Origin of the sequence: Dehalobacter sp. CP (assembly GCF_047652685.1) — a bacterium.
Lineage (GTDB): Bacteria > Bacillota > Desulfitobacteriia > Desulfitobacteriales > Syntrophobotulaceae > Dehalobacter.
This window is the reverse complement of record NZ_CP157399.1, coordinates 2,081,913-2,106,907: the sequence shown is the minus strand read 5'-3', so window position 1 is coordinate 2,106,907 and position 24,995 is coordinate 2,081,913. Positions and strand designations below refer to the sequence as shown.

The 24,995-nt window shown below is 45.7% G+C and carries 21 protein-coding genes and 1 riboswitch; of the genes, 10 read left to right on the top strand and 11 right to left on the bottom strand.

What is annotated here, in order from left to right:
- Positions 1–82 precede the first annotated feature (82 nt).
- The gene (locus tag AAH944_RS10395; protein ID WP_415534848.1) at positions 83–376 is read left to right on the top strand and encodes a transposase; all 294 of its coding nucleotides are present in this window, start codon (positions 83–85) and stop codon (positions 374–376) included.
- A complete protein-coding gene (locus AAH944_RS10390; RefSeq protein ID WP_415537855.1) occupies positions 352–1,257 on the top strand; it encodes an IS3 family transposase in 906 nt (301 codons plus the stop codon). The genes AAH944_RS10395 and AAH944_RS10390 overlap by 25 nt, the downstream gene beginning before the upstream one ends.
- Before the next feature lie 105 nt (positions 1,258–1,362).
- Here AAH944_RS10390 and AAH944_RS10385 read toward each other — a convergent pair whose 3' ends face one another.
- The 5 genes from AAH944_RS10385 to AAH944_RS10365 form a co-directional block, all read right to left on the bottom strand.
- Complete coding sequence (locus tag AAH944_RS10385; protein ID WP_026071844.1) at positions 1,363–1,665, bottom strand: zinc-ribbon domain containing protein; 303 nt, start codon at positions 1,663–1,665, stop codon at positions 1,363–1,365.
- A gap of 192 nt (positions 1,666–1,857) precedes the next feature.
- Complete coding sequence (locus AAH944_RS10380; RefSeq protein WP_415534847.1) at positions 1,858–2,079, bottom strand: hypothetical protein; 222 nt, start codon at positions 2,077–2,079, stop codon at positions 1,858–1,860.
- A gap of 11 nt (positions 2,080–2,090) precedes the next feature.
- Positions 2,091–3,173, bottom strand: coding sequence for a GerAB/ArcD/ProY family transporter (locus tag AAH944_RS10375; protein ID WP_415534846.1), 1,083 nt, complete (start codon positions 3,171–3,173; stop codon positions 2,091–2,093).
- 3 nt (positions 3,174–3,176) lie between these two features.
- Positions 3,177–4,367, bottom strand: coding sequence for a Ger(x)C family spore germination protein (locus AAH944_RS10370; protein ID WP_415534845.1), 1,191 nt, complete (start codon positions 4,365–4,367; stop codon positions 3,177–3,179).
- A 36-nt stretch (positions 4,368–4,403) separates the two neighbouring features.
- The gene (locus tag AAH944_RS10365; protein WP_415534844.1) at positions 4,404–6,002 is read right to left on the bottom strand and encodes a spore germination protein; all 1,599 of its coding nucleotides are present in this window, start codon (positions 6,000–6,002) and stop codon (positions 4,404–4,406) included.
- 258 nt (positions 6,003–6,260) lie between these two features.
- On the opposite strand from AAH944_RS10365, the gene AAH944_RS10360 reads away from it, so the two are divergent.
- Positions 6,261–7,472 carry an MFS transporter gene (locus tag AAH944_RS10360; protein ID WP_415534843.1) on the top strand — a complete coding sequence of 404 codons (1,212 nt, stop codon included), beginning with the start codon at positions 6,261–6,263 and terminating at the stop codon, positions 7,470–7,472.
- Positions 7,473–7,476: 4 nt separating this feature from the next.
- On the opposite strand, the gene AAH944_RS10355 is transcribed toward AAH944_RS10360, so the two are convergent.
- Positions 7,477–8,745 carry an Nramp family divalent metal transporter gene (locus AAH944_RS10355; protein WP_415534842.1) on the bottom strand — a complete coding sequence of 423 codons (1,269 nt, stop codon included), beginning with the start codon at positions 8,743–8,745 and terminating at the stop codon, positions 7,477–7,479.
- A 196-nt stretch (positions 8,746–8,941) separates the two neighbouring features.
- On the opposite strand from AAH944_RS10355, the gene AAH944_RS10350 reads away from it, so the two are divergent.
- The gene (locus tag AAH944_RS10350) at positions 8,942–9,370 is read left to right on the top strand and encodes a metal-dependent transcriptional regulator (protein ID WP_415534841.1); all 429 of its coding nucleotides are present in this window, start codon (positions 8,942–8,944) and stop codon (positions 9,368–9,370) included.
- A 235-nt stretch (positions 9,371–9,605) separates the two neighbouring features.
- On the opposite strand, the gene AAH944_RS10345 is transcribed toward AAH944_RS10350, so the two are convergent.
- From AAH944_RS10345 to AAH944_RS10330, 4 genes are all read right to left on the bottom strand, one after another.
- A complete protein-coding gene (locus AAH944_RS10345) occupies positions 9,606–11,627 on the bottom strand; it encodes an FtsX-like permease family protein (RefSeq protein WP_415534840.1) in 2,022 nt (673 codons plus the stop codon).
- Positions 11,620–12,387 carry an ABC transporter ATP-binding protein gene (locus tag AAH944_RS10340; protein ID WP_415534839.1) on the bottom strand — a complete coding sequence of 256 codons (768 nt, stop codon included), beginning with the start codon at positions 12,385–12,387 and terminating at the stop codon, positions 11,620–11,622. The genes AAH944_RS10345 and AAH944_RS10340 overlap by 8 nt, the downstream gene beginning before the upstream one ends.
- 209 nt (positions 12,388–12,596) lie before the next feature.
- Positions 12,597–13,613 carry a sensor histidine kinase gene (locus AAH944_RS10335; RefSeq protein WP_415534838.1) on the bottom strand — a complete coding sequence of 339 codons (1,017 nt, stop codon included), beginning with the start codon at positions 13,611–13,613 and terminating at the stop codon, positions 12,597–12,599.
- Positions 13,614–13,690: 77 nt separating this feature from the next.
- Positions 13,691–14,362 carry a response regulator transcription factor gene (locus tag AAH944_RS10330; protein WP_415537853.1) on the bottom strand — a complete coding sequence of 224 codons (672 nt, stop codon included), beginning with the start codon at positions 14,360–14,362 and terminating at the stop codon, positions 13,691–13,693.
- 174 nt (positions 14,363–14,536) lie between these two features.
- Between AAH944_RS10330 and AAH944_RS10325 the strand changes: the two genes are divergently transcribed.
- The 3 genes from AAH944_RS10325 (at position 14,537) to AAH944_RS10315 (ending at position 19,981) form a co-directional block, all read left to right on the top strand.
- Positions 14,537–17,221 (top strand): DUF4118 domain-containing protein, encoded by a 2,685-nt coding sequence (locus tag AAH944_RS10325; protein WP_415534837.1) that lies wholly within the window; start codon positions 14,537–14,539, stop codon positions 17,219–17,221.
- Complete coding sequence (locus AAH944_RS10320; RefSeq protein WP_415534836.1) at positions 17,214–17,915, top strand: response regulator; 702 nt, start codon at positions 17,214–17,216, stop codon at positions 17,913–17,915. Before AAH944_RS10325 ends, AAH944_RS10320 begins: the two co-directional genes overlap by 8 nt.
- Positions 17,916–18,154: 239 nt before the next feature.
- Entirely contained in the window at positions 18,155–19,981 is a 1,827-nt protein-coding gene (locus tag AAH944_RS10315; RefSeq protein WP_415537851.1) for an APC family permease, read from the top strand.
- A 24-nt stretch (positions 19,982–20,005) separates the two neighbouring features.
- Here the strand turns inward: AAH944_RS10315 and AAH944_RS10310 are convergent, their stop codons facing one another.
- Positions 20,006–20,497 (bottom strand): DUF2127 domain-containing protein, encoded by a 492-nt coding sequence (locus tag AAH944_RS10310; protein WP_415534835.1) that lies wholly within the window; start codon positions 20,495–20,497, stop codon positions 20,006–20,008.
- 216 nt (positions 20,498–20,713) lie between these two features.
- A riboswitch (NiCo riboswitch) is annotated at positions 20,714–20,810 on the top strand.
- 53 nt (positions 20,811–20,863) lie between these two features.
- Between AAH944_RS10310 and AAH944_RS10305 the strand changes: the two genes are divergently transcribed.
- The 3 genes from AAH944_RS10305 (at position 20,864) to AAH944_RS10295 (ending at position 24,870) form a co-directional block, all read left to right on the top strand.
- Positions 20,864–23,410 (top strand): cation-translocating P-type ATPase, encoded by a 2,547-nt coding sequence (locus tag AAH944_RS10305; protein WP_415534834.1) that lies wholly within the window; start codon positions 20,864–20,866, stop codon positions 23,408–23,410.
- A 100-nt stretch (positions 23,411–23,510) separates the two neighbouring features.
- Positions 23,511–24,464 (top strand): phosphodiester glycosidase family protein, encoded by a 954-nt coding sequence (locus AAH944_RS10300; protein ID WP_415534833.1) that lies wholly within the window; start codon positions 23,511–23,513, stop codon positions 24,462–24,464.
- Entirely contained in the window at positions 24,442–24,870 is a 429-nt protein-coding gene (locus AAH944_RS10295; RefSeq protein WP_415534832.1) for a hypothetical protein, read from the top strand. The genes AAH944_RS10300 and AAH944_RS10295 overlap by 23 nt, the downstream gene beginning before the upstream one ends.
- Positions 24,871–24,995: the final 125 nt, after the last annotated feature.

The following is a 24,995-nucleotide window of genomic DNA, read 5'->3' as shown; positions in this document are numbered from 1 at the left end:
ATTATACGTTCCAAATGCCCCGTAATGGATTTTGTGGACACCGCAAATGGCTAGTATAATAAAGCCAGAGAGGTGTCAGAAAATGAGTACAAGAAAGAATTTTGATCCGGAATTCAAGAGAGAAATTACCCAGGTCTATCTTGAAGGAAGAAGAACAGCTACAAGCCTAGCAGAAGAACTGGGATTGCATGTTAATACCATATATAAATGGGCTGAACAATTCAAAACAGATCCTGAAAATGCCTTCCCTGGATCAGGGAACCTCAAACCTGAAGACGCTGAGTTAAAGAAAGCCCAAAGACGTATTAAAGAACTTGAAGAAGAGGTCGAGATCCTAAAAAAAGCCACGGCATACTTCGCAAAGAACAGCAAGTAAAATACGCCTTTATTTATAAATACCGCTTCAAATATGCTGTTAAGAAGTTATGCCAAGTCATAGAAGTTTCCCGAAGCGGATATTATCAGTGGGTGGCTTCCGGCTGTCCGAGTCACCAGGATAAAGACGCCGTGGTCCTTGCCAAGATCAGAAAGATTGAACGGGATAATGATCATAACTACGGTGTCAAGCGCGTTTATGAATCTCTGAACAAGGAACATAACGTCAAGTGCGGCCGGAGCAAAGTTCAAAGGATTATGCATCAGAATGGCATTAAAGCGAAGATCAAGAGCAAGTACAAGCCGCAAACCACGAAGGCTGATCCCAATGAACAGGCATTTCCCAATCTGCTGGGCCAAGAGTTTAAAGTTACAGAGATTAATAAAGTTTGGCTAGCCGACATTACCTACATCAGAACAAACGGAAAATGGTCTTATCTCGCAGCTGTCATGGATTTGTGCCGTAGAAAAATAGTAGGTTGGGCACTTGGAACGAAGCCAAATGCCAAATTGGTTTGTCGGGCTCTTTCCTTGGCAATTGCCAAGGAGCGGCCTGCTCCAGGACTTATTCATCATTCAGATCGTGGCAGTCAGTATACTAGCAAGGCATTCCGGGAGTTACTGGATAAGCACAAAATTCTCGGCAGTATGAGCCGTAAAGGGAATCCTTATGACAATGCTCCAATGGAATCATTCTTTCAAACCTTGAAGACAGAATTTGTTTACAAGCGATACTTTCAGAGTATTGAGCAAGCTCAGATTGGACTTAAGCAATGGATTAATATTTACTACAATTGCCGAAGGCTTCATTCAGCATTGGGTTATAAATCGCCACTATTCTATGAATTATCAAGAATACAACCATTTAAAGTGTCCGCATGAGCCAATATAGCGCAAAAATATCCTTATGGGCTGCTTATGGTATAAGAAGACCCGAAATAAAAAAGCCTCCCTAGTGTGTGTACTAGGAAGGCTTCTTTCAAATACTTACCAATTATTTCGTGTGCGTGGTTGATAACAATCACGACAATAAACCGGTTTGTCACCTGAGGGTTGGAAAGGGACTTGAGTTTCTTTTCCACAAGTAGCACAGACGGCTGGGAACATTTCTCGTTGCGGACGACCGTATTGGTTGTTGGATCTACCCTGTGCCTTTCTCGCAGAGCGGCATTCCGGACATCTGCCAGGTTCATTGGTAAATCCCTTTTCTGCGTAGAATTCTTGTTCGGAAACGGAGAAGGAAAACTCATTTCCACAGTCCTTACAGGTTAAAACTTTGTCTTCAAACATAAAAAAACCTCCAAAATATATTACCCGCTTTATGGGAAGAATTCATAGCTTCCCAGAGCTTTAGGCAATGGAGAGGTTATTAGTAAATCCACAAAATGAACGAGCTGCTTTAGTATAACTGGAATGAAAGTATATGTCAAAGGAATATTTCAAATATAGCAAATTTTGGTGGAGTTTCTTTGATTTCTAGTATCAATAACTAATTTTTAATATATCCTTAATCAAATATTCCACGCCTTTGACTGGACTGGGTATTTTGACATCTGCTGCTTGTAATAGAGCCAGTATAAACGCTAACAGAAATAAGACCGAAAAGACGGTAAGTTCCCGCCAGTGCTTGTTTTTGACAAGAGCAGGGACTTCAAATAATCCTATGGCGACAAAAGCTATCGTTAATAAAAAAATCACGGCCATTTCCTTTCCTGTTATTTTGGTAACTTTCGTATTTTTGCTACAAGTAAGGTTATTACAGGCGAAAACTCAAACACAAGGGTGAAAATAGGCCCTGTCCTAGTTGCGAAATCATTGCTTTGTGCCAGAGTATCAAATGTCATAATGGATAAACTAACAATGATACTTCCAATCGGAAGTACCAGTGGCCTATAGGACCGTAAATTACATAATCGGGCTATCCCTAATACTGCGCCATAATACATAACATTTACTTTTATGAACATTGCAATTAATAATATAGTAATAACAAGCATTTCCAGCCTGGTTATGATTTCTGCCAGATCTATCAGGCGCACGGATTCAATCGAAGGGGAAACCATGATCACCGCTGCTGCTCCCAGCACAGCTGTATTACGAACCGTATCAATTAATATGCTGATCCCTCCGATGATTAATCCTAAAATAACAGATTTTTTTGCTTCTACTCCCTTGTTTACATAGGGGAATAGCATGAGAAACACCAAGATTTCACAAAAGGGAAGGGTCAACATAAAATGTGTACCCTGAATAAAATCCTTCAGGGGAAGATCAAAAAACGGCAGGAAATTCGTTAGTTCCATGTCTTTCAGCAGTAGAACGAAAGTTATTAGGATTACAATTATGATGATTATGACAAATATAACACTGGTCCGGGCGAGGACCTCTATTCCGTTGCGCACTGCCCAGGCGCAGATGCAAGCAAATAGAATACAAATTGCGAACATAGGAGTTTCCGGCATCATGTAATTCCTTATGATTTGGCCGAGATATGCTAACATGAAACCTGCAATCGTGCAAAAAAACCAAATGTATAAGGCGGAAACCAGTTTACTTAAATAGGGACCATAGACAATACGATTGATTTGTACCAGGTCCTTGCCGGGGAATTTCCTCGCTAAGGCAACATAAGCCATGGCAAGGGGAATGCTTGCAGCCAATCCGGATAAAACAACCAGCCAAGTATACTGCTTGGTAACTGTATTCGAAAATGCAGCCACCAAAACAGAACCCTGAACATATCCTGCAACTAAAAACATCAACTGTGAACTTGATATGATTCCTCTTTCAAGCCTCATGAATTACTCCTTAGCAGGTACGGCAGGAGCGCTGATATTGCCTGTACTGCGTAGCTTAGTATTGATATTTAACGCTACTTCAACGTCCGGAAAGACCTTGTCCCATTTAGATTCCAGTTCATGCCACTCTGAGGGGTATTTCCAATAGATTGAATCACCAAAACCAAATATATCTGAATTGAGATCCTTGGCCGTTTTTAAAGCAGCTATGATTTCTTTTCTGATTTCAGCGGATAGTTCTTTTTCCAGAGAGGCAACAATGATTGGTGATGCTAGGTTTTCTGAACCACTCTGGCTATTGACGATCCCTTCTGCTTTGATATCGAGCTTTATCAGAATCGTATCATCTTGGATGACAGGTGTCATTTTACTTTTCGCAAGCGTGATTTCCAAGCTCACTTCACCATCACCGCTAGGACCAGCAACATTAATCATCCCGCTTTTTACTTCGTTGATAACCCAAAGCAGTCCGCGCGTTTCACGTTCATTCAGTTCGCCAACCAATTTATCATGCTTAAAAACTGCTGTTCCAAAGACTTCCACTGTTTTTTCATTCCCTTGGCCGGTCACTCTAATCAAAGGGGCGATGGGGGCTGTGCTCTTGCTCATTAAACGATTAATAAAATCGATTAACCTAACTGTTGGCGATTCAGACGTTATCTTTTGAGTTTCAACTAATTTGGCAATGTTAATTGCAGGCAACTTCTCCAATTCAGGCGAAACATCAAGTACCTCACTTGCTTGGTCTTCGGAGACCACGAGCAAAACATTAAAACGAGTCTCACTATCCCGTATAAAAGTATCTATATATGGTTGTATTCCTTCCTCAGCCAACTTTCTCTCAAATATCAGAACCTGATTATGCGGAAAATATAACCTGTGACTGGATTCATGACTAAAATCTCTGATAATTTCAGAGGCAACGTATCCTGTTTTCTTTATGTTCCAGTAAGCGTTTGTCCCGTCCGCACCGCTCCCGCCGCTCTTATTTTTGGCAGAAGCAGATTTTAGTTCACCTGGTTTTACAACTTGCGTCGTCAATTGCATTTCTCCAGGTTTCTCGGCTTTATCTAAACCTACGCCTACCACGAACGATAAAGAATTTAACTCATGACGGCTCCAGCATCCGCTTAAGGGCAAAATTAACATGAAACATACTATGATTTTTATAATGGAACCCATACGATTTTTCATCAATTGCCTCTTGTTTTTAACGTTATTTAAGCCGGTCTAGCTCTTGTCTTCTTCTGACGGATGGCTGGGTTTTAATCTGAACTCCTGGCGTTGAGGGTCATGCCAGCCTATCGTTCTGGGGCGGGTAAACATTGCCCAAATAGGCGCCCTGATGAACGAATCTTTCAAGTCTTGCGTACTGAGAGGAGCGAAAGGTGATAAATACGGGGTACCAAAAGATCTTAAGGAAGCCAGGTGAATAAATGTTCCCATTAATCCAAGCGCAATCCCAAAGCCTCCCATTGCCCCGGCTAGGAGAACAAGAATTAATCGTAAGATACTACCGGAATCTGTTTGGGAAGGAACCACAAAACTGCAAATTGCTGTCAAAGCTATCACGATAACCATAGGCTCTCCGATTATTCCGGCGCCTACAGCAGCCTCGCCAATAACCAAAGCCCCTACAATACTGACCGCTTGACCAATAGGACGGGGCAAGCGAACCCCGGCCTCCCTGAGAATTTCAAATGTTGTTCCCATAATGAGTGCTTCTGCCATCGCAGGAAAAGGAACGCCCTCCTCGGATGCAGCCATGGTAAAAAGTAAGGAAGTAGGAATCAATTCTTGGTGAAAAGTTGTTAAAGCAACATAGATTGCCGGAGACGTAATGCTAATCAGAAAAGCTAAAAGCCTGAGAAGTCTAACCACGCTTGCAAAATAAGGCCGGGAATAGTAATCTTCAGCACTTTGGAAACTTTCAATAAAAACCATTGGAACGCTAAGCACAAAGGGAGTCCCGTCAACAAAAATGGCTGCCCTTCCCTCCAAGATTTTTGCTGCGACAAGATCTGGTTTTTCACTGTTAGCAACTGTGGAGAAAATAGAAAAAGGAGCATCCTCAATGAACTGCTCGATATACCCTGATTCCAGAATTGCATCTGTCTTAATTCTATTAAGACGCCGTTGAATTTCTTTGATGAGCTGTGGAGAAACGAGATCTTTTAAATAGGCAACACAAACGATAGTCTTGGTTCGTTCACCTATTTTCATTGTTTCCAGAGTTAAATTAGGGTTTTTTATTTTACGACGCAACAGGGTTGTATTGGTAAGCAAATTTTCGGTAAAGCCTTCCCTCGGACCCCTGACAACGGATTCTGTTTTGGGTTCGTCCACGCCACGGGTTTCCCAACCTTCGGTGCCAATGACTAAAGCTTCTTTTGAGCCATCCATCAGTAGAATCGTTTTTCCGGACAAACAGCCATCTACGACTTCATCGATCGTCGAAACTTTTTGAACCATTCCCACCGTAAGCAGCGTTGTCTGAATAATACTTATGTTATTCAGTAATGATGTCTCTTGTTTGGAGCTTAAACGGATGTCGTACATCAATGGTTTTATAATACTATCGTTAATTGTGACTGTATCCGTCATCCCGGATAAGAAAATGATCGCACCACGTGTAAGTCCCTGATCACCAAAGTTAAATTCACGTATATTAACATCATAGCTATTTCCGAACACACCTTTTAAAGCAGTAAGGTTTTTGTTCAGATTGTCGAAAAGGTCAGATTGAGAATTCCCTGAATGATTGGCGTCAGCGCCGTTATGATTTGCTAACTGCCAAAAACGCAGTTTAGAATGAACGTAGCTGAACATACTGCTTTCATCCTTCCACTTTGAACCTAACCTTACGTAGTATTTCCCGTCAGGAATGAAGTTATTTATGAATACTGTTTTGGATTTAAAGATTGGCTGAGCACGTAAAATTTGTGAACTGGAATATGGAATGGGATGAAACGGCGATATGTGTTATCTTTACTTGTAACTGATATTACAATGTGTTAGCATTGACGTAACGGATATGACAAAGGGAGCTAGGGCGATGGAGATCGCTCTTTTTAATGAGAAAAGAAAATGAGCAATAACAATAAGATCCGGGAAAAGAAGATCTTGGGCATAGAGAAGAACATCTTTTTCGTAGGCCTGACAAGCTTTTTAACGGATACGACGACGAAAATGATTTATTCTGTGATGCCGTTATTTTTAATGTCCTTGGGAGCAACTAAAACGGAGCTCTCTTTGATTGAAGGGATTGCAGAGAGTACGGCATCCGTGCTTAAAGCGTTATCCGGCTGGTGGAGTGACAAGATCAGAAAGAATAAGCCGTTCATGGTCATCGGGTATGCTTTCACGGCAGTTCTTTCACCCATGTTTTCGATGGTAACCTCGCCGCTGCAGGTTCTGCTTATCAGATCTATCGAGCGGGTTGGTAAGGGTGTTCGGACAGCACCAAGAGACAGCCTGATTGCCGCGTCCTCTGAAGACGGCAGTAAAGGCAAAAACTTTGGCTTTCACAAAGCGATGGATAACAGCGGGGCGATCGTTGGGCCGCTTCTGGCAGCAGGAATCCTGCTGTTGTTTCCAAATGATTACCGGCTGGTATTTCTTATAGCAGCCATCCCAGGTTTGCTGGGACTGATAAACATTATATGTTTCGTGAAGGAAGCGAAATCGGAGAAGATGGAACCGCTTGGGAAAATTACAGTGAAGGACTTCCCAAAAAAGTACTATGCCTTTCTTGGAATCATCTTCATTTTTACGATGGGAAATTCTACCGATGCGCTTCTTTTGGTCAAAGCCAGTGATATTGGGATCAAAAATTCCTTGATTCCGATGATCTATCTGATCTTTTACGCAGTGTCGGCGCTCTTCTCCGTACCGGCAGGCATGCTGTCAGATAAAATCGGCAGAGAAAGACTGATCATTTTCGGCTATCTGCTGTATTCAGTCCTGTATTTCGGATTTGGCAGAACAAACAGCGGAACCGTACTGGTATTGCTCTTTGCACTGTACGGACTCTACAGCGCAGCCACTGACGGTGTACAGAAGGCTTTAGTGTCTGATTTGGTTCCTAAGGACAAACGGGGGACAGGGCTGGGCATATACAACAGCCTTGTGGGTATTACGCTTCTTCCGGCCAGTGTCATTGCAGGGTTGCTTTATGACCATGTCAATTACAGCGTGCCATTTTACTATGGCTCTGTGATGGCACTAATTGCGTCATTGTTCATGATGATCTTTTATCGGAAAGGTTTAACGAATCTTGAACCTGATGTTAAGTCCTAGGTGGTTAAGCGGAAAAAGTTAAATATAACAGGACAACGTTCAGCGAGATAATAAGACTTATGATCACAACACCGGCAGCATTAGTGATTTTGCGGTTTGTCATTTCACCCATAATGTCCCGGCGTTTGGTGATCAGAAGCAGCGGAATGACCGCTGCCGGTAGAGCAAAGCTTAAGGTAACCTGGCTCATAATCAGCATCTTCATCGGGTTAAAGCCGAGCCACAGGAGAATGATGGCCGGAACCATGGTGATTGCCCGCCGGATATTGACCGGAATATCCAGACCGATGAACCCCTTCAGCATGCATTCCCCGGCCATAGCGCCAACGGTGGATGAGGAAAGGCCTGAAGCAAGCAGCGCCAGGCCAAAAGCACCGCTGGATAAACTGCCAAGCAGCGGCGCCAGGGACTTGTGCGCCTGTTCAATGGAGTCGACGGGTCCCTGGTTAAAAAAAACGGCTGCAGCGATAATAACCATTGCAGCATTGACCAGAAACGCGATATTCATGGCAAAGGCGATATCAAAGCATTCCATTCGGAAATGCTTTTTTGCTTCGGCCAAATCATCGGAGGTACGTCTTGCTTTCATCAAGTCCGAATGGAGATAAATGACGTGAGGCATAACGGTTGCACCCAACATGCCGACGGCCACCAGAATGCTTTCGGGACCTAGGCTTGGAACCAAGGTGTGCAAAGCGACCGCGGACCAATCCGGTTTAGCCAGGAACAGCTCGAGACAATACGAGGCCCCGATGACGGCCACCAGGCTGATGATAATTCTCTCAACCATGTGCTGGCCAAAACGCTGCAAATAAACAATAACGAAGGTCAGACATACGGTTATCAGACCCGCTGCCACGAGCGGTATGCCGAAAAGTAGGTACAGGCCAAGTGTCGAGCCCAGGAACTCTGCCATGTACGTTGCGATGACGGCAAACAGCATGATGATCCAAAGTAAAAAATTTACCGGCCTGGAGAAAACACGCCCGCACTGCGTAGCCAGATCAACACCGGTGACAATGCCGAGCTTCGCCGACAGTGTTTGCAGGAAAATCGCCATTAGGTTGCTCCATAAGACAACCCAAACAAGATTGTAATTGAAATTGGAACCTGCGCTGATGTTGGTGGCAAAGTTGCCGGGGTCAATATAGGCGACACTCACGATGAAGGCCGGACCCAGATATTTCAGCGTGTCTTTGATCTTTTCCAGCCAGGTATTTTTAGGCAAAGGTAATGTTAATGAAGTTTGAACAAGGTTGATTTCTTTGCTCATTGTTATAACCCTCCGCTTATTTCTAATGAACTGTCATATGAGGCAAGAAAATGATATAGGTATAGAACGAAGCAATACACATAGATGTGAATCTACTGTGATACGGCTGAATCATTCTTTCTTAAATAGCGATAAGCATTTAGGTGGAAGCTAACAAATATCAGTAATTTCAGGTGAAACGAAAGGAGTGGGGAAGATGCTTTCACCGAGCCTGGAAGATTACTTGGAGGAAATTTATCGCTTTTCGCTGTCACTTGATACAGTTCGTGTTACGGACATAAGTCATAGGCTTCAAGTCGCTTTACCATCTGTGACGAAAGCTCTCTATAAATTGCGGGACTATGAATATATTAAGTACGAACCGTATGGCGAGATCAAGCTCACGGATAAAGGAAAAGAGTACGGGTTTTATCTGGTAACCAGGAATCAATTGCTTCAGGAATTTCTTGCTCTGATATGTAGCGAGTGCAATTTTGCTGCTGAGGCCGAGGCGATGGAACACTACCTCTCAGCTGCAACCATTGATGCGATTAAAACGCTGGTGGAATTTATCAAGAGCCATCCGTCCTGGAAAGAAGAGTTTGATGATTTTGTTCAGATTCGTTCGAAGGAGAACTTACTGTAGGCACTATAGTTTGGGAGTTACTGTAGATTATTTAGATAGGTTAGCCTTAGCTAACTCTAAGGAGTGATTCTAAAATCAGGATATGTTAGATTGGAAAAAGTGTTACAGTGCCTGAACTTTATCGAACTTGATCGCATTAATTGCACTAAGAATAAAGGTAAGCCTGCCACAACATTTATTGGGCAGGCTTTTTTACGGTACTTATCAACATCTAATTGCCGAAAAAGGTAATTCCTTAACTTACAATCCTGTAATACACCCGGGCCGTCAACGCATAGACAACCCCGTAAATCAAGCCGAAGATCAGGATAGTACCGATTGTACATCCGATGAACAGCGGGATATTTGTAAGATTTAACACTGCGAGCAGCTTGGTGATCATTTTAAAAGCGGCGAGGATGTGGATACCAGCCATCAGGATCGGCAGAAAAAAGACTATCACAATCTGGCTGCTGATCGCGCGTTTGACCTCACTGCGGCTTAAACCCACTTTCTGCATGATTTCAAAACGTTCTTTATCGTCATATCCTTCCGAAATCTGTTTGTAATAGATGATCAATACCGTCGCCATCAGGAAAAGCGTGCCGAGGAACAGGCCCAGGAAAAGAAACCCGCCATACAGGGCATAAAAGTCACTGGCAGCTGCCTGCTTGCACTCCATTGTACTGAGGTGGTCGATGTACTCCCCAGTGTACGCTGCGGCGGATTCAGAGGACAGCGGTTTATTCAGTACAGCTTTGATCGCATCATAGCAGACTAGTTTTTCTTCGTCGGTACCGTCCAGATTAAAGGAGATCTCCCCCCTGATCGAGCTTGCCCGGTCGCCATAGGCGGTTTTTTGCTGGGTATAAAGCTGGTTTAACACTGTATCGTCACTGACTACCATAAAATAACCGTCGACAAGCCTGGCGTTGAACTGACCGGTGATCGGGATGCTGTCTAGATGTTCTCTGACTCGGAAACTCTGATTAAACAGGCTGAAAGATTCACCGATTTGCCCGCCATTGCTGTAGACTAGCACCTCATCGGCAGCAGGCGTGACCGTTTTGCCGGTCAGATGTTCATATTCAGTAGCAGTGATAAAGCACAGTTCCGAGGCGTCGGAGCTACTGACATAGTTGTTGGTATCCGTGGCAAAGGTATTCCCGTCCCTACTCACGGCGAAGGACAGTGCGGTATAATCGGTTAATTTGCTGAGCGAGCGGCCCTGCTCACTAACGGTGTCCTGAAGCTGGCGGAGTCTGTCTTCCATTTCTCCGTCAGTAGGATTCTTGAAGCCGACGGATATATCGGTTGGGAAGCGGTTGTCGAGCAGATTTTCCATGCCGCTGTACAGGGAGACGGTGGTGGAAACCATGATTAGGACCATGGTTGAAAGAATGCAAATATTGGCCAACCCTACGGCGTTTTGTTTCATGCGGTAAATCATCCCGGATACAGCAATGAAATGTTTCGTTTGATAGTAAAAGTGTTTATTACTGCGCAGAAGCTTTAAGAGCGCGATGCTGCCTGCAGTAAACAGGCAGTAGGTGCCGACAATGACCAACACGACGGCGATAAAAAATAGCGAGACAGCAGACAACGGAGACTCTGTCACGATTGCAATCGTATAGCCTGCTCCAAGAGTCAGGATCCCGAGGATCGCGAGCATCCACTTGGTTTTGGGTTCCCGTTCGCCCGTCTGGCCGCCGTGAAGCAGCTCGATCGGTTTGGCCAGTCTGATCTCCATCAGGTTAAAAAGCAGGGTGGCCAGAAAGATGCCGAAAAACAGTAAGACAGACACCAGTAGGGAAGCACTGCTTACGGAAAATCCCCACGGTATGGTAAATTTAAGCATCTCAAACAAGATCAGTATGATGAGCTTGCTCAGCAGGATGCCGAGGAACAGACCGAGGACAAGGCTGACCGCAGCGACGATAAACGTCTCAAATAACAGGACCCAGGCAATATGCCGCTTTTCCATGCCGAGAATATTATACAGGCCAAGTTCCTTTTTACGGCGTTTCATCAAAAAGCTGTTTGTATAGAACAGGAAGATTGCAGCAAAGATTCCGACGACGATACTGCCAAAAAATAAGATTTCCTTCAGCGATCCAGCCCCAAGCATATCGTTAAGGCTGCTGTTGGTAGCGATATAACGCATAATATAAAACATGGCGACAGTGATAATGCAGGTTAGCAGATAGGGCAGATAAAACTTGCCATTTTTCTGAATGTTGAGGAAAGCCAACTTTGGATAAAAAGTGCGTTTACGCATGGCGTTCACCACCCGTGGCGATTACGATGAGCGTGTCCGAGATTTTCTGGTACATCTCGTCATAGGTCTGGGATGCCTTGTAGAGCTGGTGGAATACTTCACCGTCCTTGATGAACAGCACCCGTTTAGCATGGCTGGCTGCCTTGACGCTGTGCGTGACCAGCAGGATCGTCTGGCCGTCATCGTTAATCTCATTAAAAAGCTGGAGCAGACCGTCGGTGGCGTGAGAATCGAGTGCGCCGGTCGGCTCATCGGCAAGGATCAACTGGGGGTTTGTGATCAGTGCCCGGGCCACGGCAGCGCGCTGTTTCTGTCCGCCGGATACCTCATACGGGAATTTGCGGAGGATGTCGATGATGTGCAGTTTTCGGGCAATCGGCTCCAGACGGAAGCTCATCTCTTCAAAGGATTTACCCGAAAGCACCAGTGGGAGAAAAATATTGTCCTGCAGGGAAAACGTATCGAGCAGGTTAAAATCCTGGAACACAAAACCGAGGTTGTCCCGGCGGAAAGCCGAGATCTCACTTTCCCTGATTGTTACAGTATTCCTGCCATTCAGCAGCACCTCGCCGCTTGTCGGTTTATCCAGCGCGGCAATGATATTCAAAAGCGTGGTTTTGCCGGAACCGGATTCACCCATAATAGCGACATATTCGCCTTGTTCCACCGAGAACGATACATTGGCAAGGGCCTGGACCTGGGTGCTGCCAAAGCGCGTCGTGTATATCTTCTTCAGGTTGCTGACACTTAAAAGAGACATGAGAATTCCTCCTGTATAGTTAATATTAACCTTCCGGTACCTTGTTGTTACAAGAAATCTGGCGACAGGATATATAAGATTTAGGGTCGACATGGTACTAGTACTACGATAACAAAAAGAGGAAATGCCAGCCATCGATTTGGCTTTCATTTCCCCGGTTTATCTTACCGTTTTGTAAGGTTTGAGCGATCAAAACATCTATTTCTCTGCTACTCAGCTAAAAAATTAATACTATCCAGTTTGATTTTGACGCAAGTGCCTTTGCCCACCTCAGATTCAATCCCAATCCCATGCCCAAGCTTGGTCAGAATGCGCTGGCAGAGATACAGCCCGATACCGGTAGACTTTTTGTCTTCCCTGCCGTTGTAGCCGGTAAAGCCTTTTTCAAACACCCGCGGCAGATCTTCTGGCTGGATGCCGATGCCCGTGTCCGCGATAAGCAGCGTCCGGTCCTCGATATAAATGGAGATTTTCCCTTCCTTTGTATATTTCAGACTGTTGGAGAGCAATTGTTCAAGCACAAATACGAGCCACTTTTCGTCTGTCAGTACAGTCAGGCCGCTCTGCGTAAAATCAAGCGGTATTTTCTTCAGGATGAACAGCTTTGCGTACCGGCGCGCTGCCTGGCGGATAATTTCATCTAAGTCATATTTTTTCAGCACAAAGTCAGAGGAGTCACTATCCAGTCGTAGATAGTACAAGACCATTTCAACATACTGCTCAATTTTGAACAGCTCCATGGAGAGCTCCGTTTTCTGGGGAGGGTCTCCGGACTGAAGCAGCAGCTGCATCGCGGCAATCGGCGTCTTGATCTGGTGGGCCCATAGTGTGTAATAATCGGTCAGATCGCTTTTGATGCTGTCGGCCTGGGAGATCCGCAGCATGCGGTCGGTATGGACTACTTGGAGAAGAGCCTGGTAATCCTGCTCGAGCAAATCGCGCGGGGCAGGCAGGCCGTCTACGCTCAGGGTGATGCGGCTTAGCATATCATTCAGGGTTTTATGGCGTCGGAAGTACCGGAAGAAGCCGGCCACAGTAAAAATCAGACCGGCAAAGACACAGAGCAGGGCAGCATAGGCAACAGCCTCTGCAGGCAAAGCATAAAGAGAAAAAACAGTGGCAAATATGGCTGCAAACAGACCAAACAGAGCAATGGTTCCGAGGTGGCGTTGCAGATAATTTAACAAAATATTTGGTTTCGTGCGATTCCTATTTGATTCACGCATACGTACTCCATGAGACCTAATTTCATAATTATAAAACTTATGAAACTTATGAAACCAAATGATCGATTCTTTACTGATTATGGCACCAGATAGCCAAGCCCTTTTTTTGTTGTAATAAAGTCGGAAAGACCGGCCGTTTCGAGTTTTTTGCGCAGACGCGTCATATTCACGGTCAGCGTATTCTCGTCGACAAAGCTGTTGGTCTCCCAGAGCCGCAGCATAATCGTGTCACGGCTGACGGTCTTTCCCTTGTTCTCCATCAGCAGCTGCAGAATCTTATAGTCATTTTTGGTTAAGTCAATTTTTTCGCCGTTATACGTCAGGGTGGCATCGTTCATATTCAGGATGGCACCATGATGCACCAGAAGATGGCTTTGTCCGGAAAAATCATAGGTGCGGCGGAGCAGGGCCTGCACCTTCGCGGTCAGGACATCAAGGTCAAATGGCTTCGCAATAAAGTCATCGCCACCCATGTTCATGGCCATCACGATATTCATGTTGTCCGAGGTGGATGAGATAAAGATGATTGGGACTTTGGAAATCTTTCTGATCTCATTGCACCAATGGTAGCCATTGTAAAACGGCAAAGAGATATCTAACAGCACGAGCTGCGGATCATAATGGACAAACAGCGGCAGGACGTCCTTAAAGTCTTCAGCGCATGCTGCTTCGCAGCCCCATGTTTCAATATGGTTTCTGATAGCCTTCGCAATAATGCTGTCATCCTCGACAATCAGGATTTTGTGCAACGTCGTCACCCACACTTTACTAATAAGAGATTGATTGCATAATTTTCCTCAGTATACCATGTGTTCAAATGAAGCGGCAAGGTGAGTTGAACGCTTCTTGCTAAATCACCCTATCGGGGGTATGATAATGTTCTATAGAGCGCTATAATAGCTAAACAATGAAGAGTTAAACGAATGAAGAGTCAGGGTGGTGGCGGCGTGCAGGATATTCGCGCCAGGGCTGCAAAGAAAACCGGAAAACTAAAAATCTTCTTTGGCTATGCCCCGGGTGTAGGGAAAACCTATGCGATGCTTGATGATGCCCGCAGCCAGCTGAAAAGCCGGGTAGATGTTGTCGTAGGTTATCTGGAGCCGCATACAGGTTCTGAAACCATTCAGCTGCTGGATGGACTGCCGGCTTTGCCGCCGAAGACTGTTAACCACAAAAACCGATACCGCAAAGAATTTGATCTGGACGCCGCTTTGCAAAGAAAACCTGAGCTCCTGCTGGTTGATGTGCTGGCCCATAATAATGCAGATGGCATGCGGAACAAAAAACGCTACCAGGATATTGAAGAGCTGCTGAATGCCGGAATTAACGTCTACACCACAGTCAATGTGCAGCACATTGAAAGCCTGAGAGATCTTGTGCAGGATATCACGAAGGTTAATGAGCAGGACACGATTCCGGACTATATGTTTGACAGCGCCGATAAAGTCGAGCTGATCGATATTGAGCCGGACGAACTGATGAAACGCTATGCGGAAAAGAAATGTCCCTTAAGTCTTGAAAGCCTGCGCCTCCTGCGGGAGACCGCTATGCGCAAGGTTACGGATCGGATCGTCAATGAGAATCAAAATGAACAGCTCTTATCCGCAAAAACAGCCGGTATTAAGCTATTAGTCTGTATCAGTTCTTCTCCGTCGGCCGCTAAATGCATCCGCTGGACGGCCAGATCGGCAGAGGCCTTTCATGCCCCATGGACTGCTTTGTATATCGAAGATATGGAAAGCAGATATTTTACGGAAGAAGAAAAGAAAAACGTCCAGGAGAATCTGGATCTGGCCGAGCTCTTAGGCGCAAAGATTGTGACGCTGAACGGACATGGTCTGGCTTCCATCATCGCGGAATACGCCAGGCTTATCGGCATTACGAATATTGTCATTGGCAAAAGCAGAAATAAAAGGACGCTGAAAACATTATTTGATCCGGCACTTGAGGACAAGCTCATCGGGCTGTTGCCAAATATTGAAATTCATATCATCCCAAGCAGCGGGCCTCGAAGATCCTATCGCGAACCGCGAAGGAAGCGGATCAGTAAGGACCTGTTCTTATCTTGGCCGGATATCTGGAAAACGATAGGGGGTCTGACTGGGGCGACCCTGCTTTCCTTTGGCCTTCGGGCGCTGGAATTTGGCAATCAAAACATTATCATGGTCTACATCTTGTCTGTGTTTTTTATTTCCAGACTCACCATGGGGTATGTATACGGCATTACTGCCTCGGTCTTAAGTGTACTTGTTTTTAACTTCTTTTTTGTTTCGCCGCTTTTCACGTTTTATGCCATCCAAACAGGCTATCCGGTCACCTTTGTGATTATGCTGGTTGTGGCTTTGATCACAAGTACGACGACTGTCCGCATTCAGACCCAGGCACGGCTTGCCGCGGAAAGAGAAGGGCGTACCGAGTTATTGTATGAGATTAATAAAAGGCTTTTAACGACCAGAGGACTTCAACATATTGTTACGCTGACGAACGAATATATTGTGAAGCTTTTTAAATGCTCGGCGGTTTTTTACACCCGGGATCAGTATGGGTCTGCAAACCTGCATCGTTCATCAAGTCATCATGGTTCATCAGGTATCCTGACGCAATCCCCCGCAGAACCTGATGCTTCATTTCTGCTGTCGGAGCGCGAAAGCAAGGTTGCTCAATGGGTATTTACCAATCAAAAACAGGCCGGCGCAGGAACAGATACACATATAGAAGCAGGCGCTTATTATATGCCGATCATTTCCCAAGGCGATGTGCTTGGCGTGGTTGGAATTTCATGTCTCAAAGGCAGATTAAGCCGTAATAACCGTCTGCTGCTAAAAATGATTATTTCCCAAGTCGCCATGGCTTTGGAACGGCAGTACCTGTCTGATGAACAACGGCAAATATTAATCGAATCAGAAAAAGAAAAAATGCGAAGCAATCTGCTGCGCGCAATTTCACACGATCTGAGGACCCCGCTGACCGGCATTCTCGGGGCGAGCTCAGCAATCCTTGAAAATGGTGATCATCTGGATAAAGAGACGCATATCCAACTGGTCTCGAACATCAAAGAAGATTCGCAATGGCTGATACGCATGGTCGAAAACTTATTGTCCGTGACCCGGATCAAGGAAGGAACCATGAATGTCGCCAAAACATTTGAGGCCGCTGAGGAGATCGTGGCTGAAGCGATCAGCAGAACCCGTCATCGATACCCGGACCGTAAAATAGCGGTGCAGGTGCCTGAAGACCTTTTGCTGGTGCCGATGGATGGAAAGCTGATTGAGCAGGTTTTGATTAATCTGTTCGAAAATGCGGTCAAGCATTCGCCGGATGACGCCGTGACCGCGGTGCGGGTGACAAAAGCCGGAGCTCAGGCTGTCTTTGAGGTTAGTGACAACGGACCAGGAGTTGCCGAAGAGGATTTCCCGTATTTATTTGAAAGTTATGTGCCCTGCGGCAAACGCAGCTCGGATTCAGCCCGCGGAATGGGAATCGGTCTGTCAATATGCATGTCAATTATCAAGGCTCACAATGGAAAAATGGAGGCTGCCAACAAAGAGCAGGGCGGTGCCGTATTCCGGTTCACACTGCCTCTGGAGGAGGAGAACATTTATGAGTAACAAATCTTTGCTCCTGATTGTCGAAGATGATGAAAAAATCTGCAACTTTATTTCGGCGATCCTGACTTCCAATGATTATCAGATTATCCGGACAGCCCGGGGGAAAGAAGCTGTCTCAATGGCGGCATCCTATTCGCCCGATTTGATTCTGCTCGATCTCGGTTTGCCGGATATGGACGGCGTGGAAGTGCTGCGTACAATCAGGCAGTGGAGCGGAATTCCAATCATCGTTGTGTCGGCCCGCGGACAGGAGCGGGAAAAAGTCGAAGCCCTGGATCTTGGTGCGGACGATTATCTGACCAAACCGTTTGGTACTTCCGAGCTGCTGGCCAGGATAAGAACCGGGATCCGTCATAGTCAAAAGAACGTCAGTGTCAGTTTCCCCGAATCAGAGAAGATGACAGTCGGCGATCTCGAGATAAACTATCAGAAAAGACTTGTAGCCATGGCCGGTAAAGAAATCCACCTTACACCGATTGAATACAAGATCATCGTGCTGCTTTCCAAAAACACAGGGAAAGTACTGACCCACGATTTCATCATGAAGGAAATATGGGGACCTTACACCAATGAGATCCAAGCGCTCAGGGTCAATATGGCCAATATCCGCAGAAAGCTGGAAATCAACCCTGCAGAACCCAGGTATATTCTAACCGAGGTTGGGGTAGGATACCGGATGGTTGAGGAGATTTAGCCCGTACAAACGGGCTTTTTTATTTAGCGTAATCTTTATACATTCTTTATATGAAGGGCATATATCTGAATTCTTTCTTTATGCCATCGGTGTTATAAATAGGTGTGCGAACGAAATTAACCTTTTTTGGTATATCATGAAGTATAAGTACTTCATAATATATCTAAGTGCAGCGAAGGCTGCCAACGGCCATGGATGGCAAGGAACACAACTATTTTAATTGGATGGTGAAACATTTCATGGCATCAGCCCTTAAACGCTTCTTAATCGGGCGTCCCTTAAAATCAACGGAGCTCGGCGAACAGAAGCTGAACAAGAAGAAAGCCCTTGCGATTCTTTCTTCCGACGCTTTATCCTCGGTAGCGTACGGCCCGGAACAAATCCTGATCGTTCTCTTTACGGTCGGAGCGGCAGCATTCTGGTATTCTGTTCCGATCGCGATCGGCGTTTTGGTTCTCTTAATCGCTTTAATCCTGTCGTACCGGCAAATCATTTTTGCTTATCCGCAAGGCGGCGGAGCATATGTCGTATCGAAGAACAACCTCGGCATGAATTCAGGCTTAATCGCCGGAGGCTCCCTGCTGGTCGACTACATTCTGACTGTAGCGGTTAGTGTGTCTGCAGGAACCGATGCGCTTACCTCAGCTTTCCCTGCCTTGCATGCCCATACAGTAGCGATCGCTGTGTTTTTTGTTCTCTTAATTACGGTCCTTAATCTGCGTGGGATAAGAGAATCCGCTTCTATCCTGGCCTATCCTGTCTATTTGTTTGTGGCGGCCCTGTTTATTTTAATTGGTGCCGGTCTGTACAATGTCTTTACCGGTCAGGTGCCGGTCGAACTGCATGCGGCTGTCGGCACACCTGTCGCAGGGATAAGCTTGTTTATTCTGCTCAAGGCCTTTGCCTCCGGCTGTTCGGCTTTAACTGGCGTTGAAGCTATTTCTAACGCGATCCCTAATTTTAAAGAGCCCGCTCCGAATAATGCGGCCAAGACATTAATGGCGATGGGTAGTTTGCTAGCGATATTGTTTTTTGGGATTGTGTTCCTGGCCTTTTATAATGGAATAGCTCCGAACCCACAGGAAACGGTTATTTCCCAAATGGCTGAGGGAATATTCGGACGTAATTTTATCTATTACTTTATTCAGGGGACAACCGCGTTGATTTTGATTCTGGCCGCAAATACCGGATACTCGGCTTTCCCTTTGCTGGCTGTGAATCTTGCCAAAGACAAATTTATTCCAAGGATGTTCACGATCCGCGGAGACCGTCTTGGATTCTCCAATGGAATCCTTATCCTTGGCTTTTTATCGATCGTTTTAATTGTGGCTTTTAAAGGACGAACAGAGCGCCTGATTCCGCTTTATGCGATTGGTGTGTTTATTCCGTTCACCCTGGCCCAGACCGGAATGATCGTGAAATGGTTCCGCGAAAAGCCGAAAGGCTGGATGCCAAAGCTAATTATTAATTCGCTCGGGGCGCTGATCAGCTTCGTCGTTGTCATGATGTTCCTGTTAACCAAGTTCACGCAGATTTGGCCGATTTTAATCTTCCTGCCGTTGATTATTCTGCTTTTCCACAGAATCCATAAGCATTATATGGACGTCGCAGAGCAGCTTCGGGTATCGGCGGCTGAGCCAACAGTACCGATTAAAGGAAACATTATCATTATTCCTGTCGCAAGCATCACGCGCGTGGTGGAAAATGCATTAAACTATGCGAAATCGCTGTCGGCAAACCAGATCATTGCGGTAAGTGTTTGCTTTGATAAGGAAGAAGAGAAAAAGCTCGAGGAAAAGTGGGAGAAATGGAATCCCGACGTCCGTTTAGTAACGTTGAATTCTCTACACCGGAGTATTATCCACCCGCTGACCAAATTTATCGATATGATCGAACACAAAGCAACCGATCAGAATTATCAGATCATGGTTCTGATCCCGGAATTTATTCCGAAAAAAGGATGGCACCATATTCTGCATAACCAGTCGAGCTTACTAATCCGTACACATTTGTTATATCGGAGAAATGTGTGCGTGGCTACCATACCGTACCATTTACAAAAATGAAGCTAAATGACCGATCAGACAGAATCACATAGCCTTAGATCTTACTTGTTTCGATTCTTTGTAAGTCAGGAAAATCATGAGCACATCGAAGATCGTAAGCAGAATCAGAAATGCGGAATGTGTGAACGTATAGCGGTAAAGCTGGTAAACGATAAACAAGATTAAGGAAAAAATGGCCAAAGGGTAAGCCCAAAGTTTTTGGCGCCATAACAGAAGTACCAAAATGCATTTAATGATCCCGTGTGACAGCAGGTAGAATACCACAAAATGCTGCATGCCGAAGGAAAAGCTAGGGCTGGAATTAATCAGGTAATTAGCAAACAAGTCTTGCGGGTCTTCAGATAATTCATGCTGCGTCAAGAGGCTTATCAGCCAGTTGTACCGGTCCGGCGTCAGAAACAGCAGCAAGATACTGCCGATTATTTCTAGTAGACCGTCAACACCTTTCATCAGCAAACCGATTTCAAAGCCGATATGGAAAATATCTTTCTGTTTATTTGTCTTAGGTGTTGTCATCCATATATCCTTTGCGTAATACTAAAAAATTGGTCCCTTTCAATCGTATACGATATTTATTAAATGTCCACTAAAATTCAATTAATTATTCATTAAAAAAAGCGGATGCCTTAAAATGTCTAAATCAAATCTTCTAAATAAAATTTGCATAAAATATTGCTTTAAAAAAAACAATATGGTAAAATTCAACTATCTCTTTGCACTGCATATCAATCTACAGTACAAACTGAGCAGGCGATGAACTTGGAAACAAGTTCATGGGGCTGGGCCCGATGGGCAGCAGGTGATGATATACGATACCTGTGGGACAGTAAAATGTTCTACAGGTATTTTTATATCCTTCAAGACAATAATGGAGGCATCTGTATGACAGAACAACAAATCAGGGAACTGCAGGGACTTTCAAGTTTCGAAGCCAAACAGCTTCAGGAAAAGTTCGGGAAGAATGAGCTGGTACCTGAAAAAAAAGAAAGCTTTCTGCACAAGATCCTGCAGGTGATCAGTGAACCAATGTTTTTGCTGCTGCTCATTGCGGCTGTGATCTATTTTATCCTCGGAGAACCTCGGGACGGCGCCATCATGCTTGTTTTTGTTGTCGGGATTATCAGCATAGAAGTCATCCAGGAATGGAAAACCGATCAAACACTTAGGGCTTTGAAGGATTTATCCACGCCGAAGATTTCCGTGCTGCGCGATGGAATGACACAAATCATCAACAGTTCGGACCTGGTGCCCGGCGATATCATGTTTATTGCTGAAGGCGTCAAAGTGCCGGCGGATGGCACGGTTTTAAAAGCGAGTACACTATGTGTCGATGAATCCTCGCTGACCGGCGAATCGGCAGGTGTCTGGAAAGCTGTCTATGGAGATAAGGCTGCCGATGGGGAATCGTCCCTCGACAGCAAAGAATACTGGCGACGGGACTATTGCTATGCCGGGACGCTGGTTACCCAGGGCACCGGAGCGATCAGGGTCGATCAAATCGGCCCGGCTACCGAATACGGAAAAATCGGGCAGGAAATAGCCGCCGCGCCTGACCGTCCGACCCCGCTGGAAAAACAAACCGGAAAACTGGTCAAGCTGTGCGCAGGAATTGCCGCAGTCTTATTCGCACTGGTTGGAGTCGTGACCTATTTCAATCTGCCGGACCATGTTGGCAGTGAACGGGTCATTGAAAGCATTTTGTCTGGGATCACCCTGGCCATGGCCATGATCCCGGAGGAGTTTCCTGTTATTTTGACCGTGTTTCTATCGATGGGTGCCTGGCGGCTGGCTAAAAAGCAGTCACTGGTCAGAAGATTGTCGTCCGTAGAAACGCTTGGGGCTGTATCCGTTCTTTGCGTCGATAAAACAGGTACCATTACCATGAACCAAATGACAGTCCGGGATACCTGGAGTCTGAACGACGATGGCGAAGGGTTGATCCGGATTATGGGCATGGGCTGCGAGCCGGATGCCTATGACCCGATGGAGAAGGCTATGATTGCTTACTGTGAAGTGCAAGGGATAGGCAGAGAGCTCCTTTTTGGCGGAGAGCTGATCAAAGAATATGCGTTCACGGACCAGACCAAGATGATGGGACACGTCTGGCAAAATGAAAATGAGCTTGTGGTTGCAGCCAAAGGCTCGCCTGAACGTATTCTGGACGTATGCAGTCTGACGGATCAGGAGAGAAAAGTTGCCGAGCACAAAATCAGAGAAATGTCGCAGCAGGGTCTGCGGGTGATTGCCGTTGGCCAAATGGTACTGGCCGGTAAAGAGGAAGTCCCGGACACCCTGCCGGAATGCCGGCTGCAGCTTTGTGGCATGGTGGGTCTTGCCGACCCGCCGCGGGAATCTGTTAAGCAGGATATTCAAATCTGCAACAAAGCCGGGGTCCGGGTCGTTATGATCACCGGAGATAACGGGATTACCGCAAGCACGATTGCCAGGCAGATCAACATGCCGAACTGCGATAAGATTATCACCGGCGATGAGCTGAATCAAATGAGCGAGGAAGAACTGCGTGAGAAAGTCAAGGATGTCAGTATCTTTTCCAGGGTAATTCCGGAACATAAAATGAGAATCGTCAAAGCTTTTAAAGATAACGGCGAGATTGTCGCGATGACCGGAGACGGCGTCAATGATGCGCCAGCCTTGAAATATGCCGATATTGGGATTGCGATGGGCAAGCGCGGTTCTGAGGTTTCTCGTGAGGCTGCCGATTTGGTCCTGCTGGATGACAACTTTTCAACCATTGTTGATACCATTAAGGATGGCCGAAGAATCTATGATAACATCAGAAAAGCCGTGGGCTATGTTTTCACGATTCATATCCCGATCGCATTTGCCTCTTTACTTGCACCCTTCCTGGGAATCAGTCCGGCGAGTCTTTTGCTGTTGCCGCTGCACGTGGTACTGCTTGAAGTTGTTATTGACCCCACCTGTTCAATTGTGCTGGAGCGGCAGCCGGCCGAACGGGATATCATGAATCAGCCTCCGCGCAGTCCCGGCGAAAAGCTGCTCACTGCGAAAATACTAACCAAAAGTGTCATACAGGGTCTCGTGATCTTTGGGGCATCATTCGGCGCCTATTTCACGATTTTAAATAACCATCCTGATCAGGCTTCTCTGGCCAGGACCATGGCGCTTGCGATTATTTTGCTGGCAAATCTAGTGCTGGTTCAGGTGAACAGCTCCAATACGGATTCTGCTTTTCGGTCTTTTGCGAAACTGATCAGAGATAAGGTCATGTGGACAGTAAATATTGGTACCATAGCAGGATTGTTTCTTATTATCTATACACCGCTGAATCACTTATTGAAGCTCGCGCCGTTGTCCTGGAAACAGCTTAGCCTGGCCACTGCTTTGGCCGTCGTATCTGTCGGCTGGTATGAGGTTGTCAAAGGGTTTAAGCGCTGGAAAAGAACATAATATTCAATGAATGCTCATCAATCATTCATCAAACTGTCACATGGGTCATTTAATATAAAACAGAAATTGATGACAGAAGACAGGAGTGTTCATTGGCAACATGAAAAAATTCTTAGCCAAACCCTACCGTTGGGCGGCCGTCTTAGCTTTTTTACTGACATTTTCTTTTGTTTTTGTTCTGCTGGACACCTTTGTAATTCCAAAGAACGTGACTGAAGTCAAGCAGCGTGAGGCTGCCGAAGCTGCCGAACAACAAAATACAGCCTCTGAGCAGCAAAGTGCAGCAGAGGATCCGACCGAGTCCGGGTCGGAGACTAAAGCTGCGGTTACCGATCATTCTTATCAGGATAAAAATATCAAAATAACAATTGATGCGGTGCAGGCGTATGACACAACCATTTATGTCGCCGATATCCAGCTCAGCGATGCGTCTTACCTGAAAACGGCGTTGGCTGAAAACAGCTTTGGGCGCAATCTCAAGGAAACAACCTCGGATATGGCCGAAGAACATCAGGCAGTTTTCGCGATCAATGGCGACTACTATGGATTCAGAAATAACGGTTATGTTTTACGCAATGGCGTCTTGTACAGGGATACGGCCCGGGAGGCCGGAAAAGATGAAGCCTTGGTGATTGACGACGTCGGGAACTTCTCAATTATTAATGAAAATGCGGTTTGTGCTGATTCCCTGACAAATACCTGGCAGGTGCTTTCATTTGGACCGGCCCTGATCGAAAATGGGAAAATTGTGGTGGACAGTACCAGTGAGGTATCCCAGTCCAAAAATAGCAATCCGAGGACCGCGATCGGTCAGGTCTCCGGTCTGCATTATATCGTAATTGTCTCTGACGGCCGGACGGAAGAGAGCGCAGGACTTTCTTTGCTGGAGCTTGCGCAGGAGTTTGCCGAGAGAGGATGTACGGTTGCGTATAATTTGGATGGAGGAGGCTCTTCGACCATGTACTTTAACGGAGAAATCGTCAATCATCCGACCGATGGCAGGAGTTCTCAGCAGAGAGAGGTGAGCGACATTGTCTATATCGGTAATGAATAGTAGGGAAGGATCACGGCAGATCCGTAAAACAGTGATTGTCTATCTGATACTCACAGCGGTATCTATTGCTGTCAATAATATCTATGCACAGTTCGGTCATGGGGTTCGTTCGGCGGCAATGACCCTGATGTTTCTGTATCCGCTTCTGGGCGGCGCATTGTTCTATTTTACTCTGGGGCTGATCGTTCCCCGGATCAGCGATCGCAGAAACTATCGTTTGTTTTACAATATCTATAATTCCGGCATTGCGGTATTAACCGTAGGCAGTTTGCTGAAGGGGATACTCGATATTGCCGGGACTGCATCCGGCTACGTTCAGCTGTTCCAAGTGGCCGGCTGGGCCGGGGCGGCAGCAGGATTGGTGTGCTTGATTGCAATGGTATTTAAACGCAGGGAGCTATCCTAAATTTAAGGTAGAGCTACTCAAGTTTTAGGCAAAACGATATTGACAGTAGAGGTTGTTTTCAAATATACTAGTTTTTGATTTATCAAAAAATATTGCGCATCGATCAGGCCGATACACTTAACATT

What these genes read in the sequence shown, in the direction of transcription:
- AAH944_RS10395 (WP_415534848.1), top strand. Translation starts at nt 83, where the DNA reads ATGAGTACAAGAAAGAATTTTGATCCGGAATTCAAGAGAGAAATTACC.
- AAH944_RS10385 (WP_026071844.1), bottom strand. Translation starts at nt 1,665, where the DNA reads ATGTTTGAAGACAAAGTTTTAACCTGTAAGGACTGTGGAAATGAGTTT.
- AAH944_RS10380 (WP_415534847.1), bottom strand. Translation starts at nt 2,079, where the DNA reads ATGGCCGTGATTTTTTTATTAACGATAGCTTTTGTCGCCATAGGATTA.
- AAH944_RS10375 (WP_415534846.1), bottom strand. Translation starts at nt 3,173, where the DNA reads ATGAGGCTTGAAAGAGGAATCATATCAAGTTCACAGTTGATGTTTTTA.
- AAH944_RS10370 (WP_415534845.1), bottom strand. Translation starts at nt 4,367, where the DNA reads ATGAAAAATCGTATGGGTTCCATTATAAAAATCATAGTATGTTTCATG.
- AAH944_RS10365 (WP_415534844.1), bottom strand. Translation starts at nt 6,002, where the DNA reads ATGTTCAGCTACGTTCATTCTAAACTGCGTTTTTGGCAGTTAGCAAAT.
- AAH944_RS10360 (WP_415534843.1), top strand. Translation starts at nt 6,261, where the DNA reads ATGAGCAATAACAATAAGATCCGGGAAAAGAAGATCTTGGGCATAGAG.
- AAH944_RS10355 (WP_415534842.1), bottom strand. Translation starts at nt 8,745, where the DNA reads ATGAGCAAAGAAATCAACCTTGTTCAAACTTCATTAACATTACCTTTG.
- AAH944_RS10350 (WP_415534841.1), top strand. Translation starts at nt 8,942, where the DNA reads ATGCTTTCACCGAGCCTGGAAGATTACTTGGAGGAAATTTATCGCTTT.
- AAH944_RS10345 (WP_415534840.1), bottom strand. Translation starts at nt 11,627, where the DNA reads ATGCGTAAACGCACTTTTTATCCAAAGTTGGCTTTCCTCAACATTCAG.
- AAH944_RS10340 (WP_415534839.1), bottom strand. Translation starts at nt 12,387, where the DNA reads ATGTCTCTTTTAAGTGTCAGCAACCTGAAGAAGATATACACGACGCGC.
- AAH944_RS10335 (WP_415534838.1), bottom strand. Translation starts at nt 13,613, where the DNA reads ATGCGTGAATCAAATAGGAATCGCACGAAACCAAATATTTTGTTAAAT.
- AAH944_RS10325 (WP_415534837.1), top strand. Translation starts at nt 14,537, where the DNA reads ATGAAGAGTCAGGGTGGTGGCGGCGTGCAGGATATTCGCGCCAGGGCT.
- AAH944_RS10320 (WP_415534836.1), top strand. Translation starts at nt 17,214, where the DNA reads ATGAGTAACAAATCTTTGCTCCTGATTGTCGAAGATGATGAAAAAATC.
- AAH944_RS10315 (WP_415537851.1), top strand. Translation starts at nt 18,155, where the DNA reads ATGGCATCAGCCCTTAAACGCTTCTTAATCGGGCGTCCCTTAAAATCA.
- AAH944_RS10310 (WP_415534835.1), bottom strand. Translation starts at nt 20,497, where the DNA reads ATGACAACACCTAAGACAAATAAACAGAAAGATATTTTCCATATCGGC.
- AAH944_RS10305 (WP_415534834.1), top strand. Translation starts at nt 20,864, where the DNA reads ATGACAGAACAACAAATCAGGGAACTGCAGGGACTTTCAAGTTTCGAA.
- AAH944_RS10300 (WP_415534833.1), top strand. Translation starts at nt 23,511, where the DNA reads ATGAAAAAATTCTTAGCCAAACCCTACCGTTGGGCGGCCGTCTTAGCT.